The 2171-nt window shown below is 72.6% G+C and carries 2 protein-coding genes; both read left to right on the forward strand.

Going from position 1 to position 2171, the window contains the following annotated elements; translation table 11 throughout:
• A partial coding sequence (gene sucB / locus CV1CTNOD_RS17030) for a 2-oxoglutarate dehydrogenase, E2 component, dihydrolipoamide succinyltransferase (RefSeq protein ID WP_131787039.1) occupies positions 1-1067 on the forward strand: 1067 nt, incomplete at its 5' end.
• 104 nt (positions 1068-1171) lie between these two features.
• A complete protein-coding gene (locus CV1CTNOD_RS17035; RefSeq protein ID WP_131787040.1) occupies positions 1172-2101 on the forward strand; it encodes a TIGR01777 family oxidoreductase in 930 nt (309 codons plus the stop codon).
• Positions 2102-2171: the final 70 nt, after the last annotated feature.

Here is a 2171-nt window from a genome sequence, read left to right on the forward strand (position 1 = left end):
CGCCTCCACCTCCCGCACCCGCCCAGGCTCCCGCACCGGCCGTTCCGGCCCAGGAGTCCACGCCGGCACCGGCCTCCGGCTCCCCGTCCAACGGCAGCGGATCCCTCGGGGCCTACGTGACCCCGCTGGTCCGGCGGCTTGCCGCCGAGCACGACGTGGACCTGTCCGCCGTGACGGGCACCGGAGTCGGCGGCCGCATCCGCAAGCAGGACGTCATCGACGCGGCCCGCACACCATCCACCCCGGTGCCGGCGGCGACCCCGGCTGCCGCTCCCGCCGCCCCGGCGGTGGCACCGGCGGCTGCGGCACGGGCAACGGCGGCACCCACGGCGGCACCGGTTTCGCTGCGCGGTCGCACCGAGAAGCTGTCGCGGCTGCGCTCGGTGATCGCGCAGCGGATGGTCGAGTCCCTGCAGGTCAGCGCGCAGCTCACCACCGTCATCGAGGCCGACGTCACCCGCATCGCCCGGCTGCGGGATCGCGCGAAGAAGGCGTTCGAGGCGCGGGAGGGCGTGAAACTGTCGTTCCTGCCGTTCTTCGCGGTCGCGATCTGCGAGGCGCTGCGCGAGCACCCCAACCTCAACTCCAGCGTGGACATCGAGCAGGGAACGATCACCTACTACGACGCCGAGCACCTGGGTATCGCCGTGGACACCGACCGGGGACTGCTCGTCCCGGTCATCCACCACGCCGGGGACCTCAACCTCACCGGGATGGCGCGCAAGATCGACGATCTGGCGACCCGGACGCGGGAGAACCGGGTCTCCCCGGACGAGCTGGGCGGCGGCACCTTCACCCTGACCAACACCGGCAGCCGCGGTGCCCTGTTCGACACGCCGATCATCAACCAGCCGCAGGTCGGGATCCTCGGGACCGGTGCGGTGGTCAAGCGGCCCGCGGTCGTGGACGACCCCGAGCTGGGCGAGATCATCGCGGTGCGCTCGAAGGTGTACCTCGGGCTCACCTACGACCACCGGATCGTCGACGGTGCCGACGCCGCCCGCTTCCTCACCACCCTGCGCGGACGCCTGGAGGAAGGCGCGTTCGAAGCCGAACTGGGCCTGTGATCGATCTCCTGTAATCGGTCTGTGGTCGAAGACGTCGAAGATTACGCCTGGCGGGCGCACCGGGCCGACTCGCCCGCCAGGCACGCACGGGTGAGGATCAGCCGGTGGACGTCGTTGTTTCCGGTGCCTCGGGTCTGATCGGGTCGGCGCTCGTCCCGGCCCTGCGAGCGGGCGGGCACACCGTGCGCGCCCTGGTCCGGCGGCCCGTCCGGGACGATTCGGAGATCCGCTGGGATCCACTCCGCGGCACGCTCGACCCAGCCGCGCTGGCCGAGGTCGACGCCGTCGTCCATCTCGCCGGTGCCGGAGTCGGTGACCACCGCTGGACCAGCCGTTACAAGCGGCGGATCCTCGACAGCCGGGTGGCCGGGACGACTCTGGTGGCCGCCGCCGTGGCCGCTGCCCACCCGCGTCCGCGGGTGCTGCTGTCAGCGAGCGCGATCGGCTGGTACGGCGACACCGGAGACCGGTCGGTCGACGAGTCCGAGCCCCGTGGCACCGGTTTCCTCGCCGAGGTGACGGCCGCGTGGGAGGCGCCCACCGCCGCGGCCGAGAACGCCGGTGTACGCGTGTGTCACCTGCGCTCGGGGGTTGTCCTGTCGCCGCACGGCGGTGCGCTGGCCAGGCAGCTCCCGCTGTTCCGGCTCGGGCTCGGTGGCCGGCTGGGCTCGGGCCGGCAGTGGCTGAGCTGGATCACCCTGGCGGACGAGACAGCGGCGATCATCTTTCTGCTGACCGCGGACGGCCTACGGGGTCCGGTGAACCTGACCAGCCCGGCACCGGTCACCAACACCGCGTTCACCCGGGCGCTCGGCGCGGCTCTGCGCCGGCGGGCGATCCTGCCGGTGCCGGCTGTCGCGTTGCGGATCGCCCTCGGCGGCTTCGCCAACGGCGGCGTGCTCGTCTCCCAGCGCGTCCTGCCGCGCAGGCTCACCGAAGCCGGGTTCACGTTCTCCCACGCCGACATCGACACAGCTCTCGGCGCTGTGACCGCCGGCATGGTGACCACCGGTACCTCCTGGCCCAGGTCGTGAAGGATCGCCGGCCGCTCGCCGGCCGATGTTCAACCGGCAGGGCCCGCCTGCCGGTTGTCGGTGGTCGCCG

The sequence above is a fragment of the Protofrankia symbiont of Coriaria ruscifolia genome, assembly GCF_900634745.1.
Lineage (GTDB): Bacteria > Actinomycetota > Actinomycetes > Frankiales > Frankiaceae > Protofrankia > Protofrankia californiensis.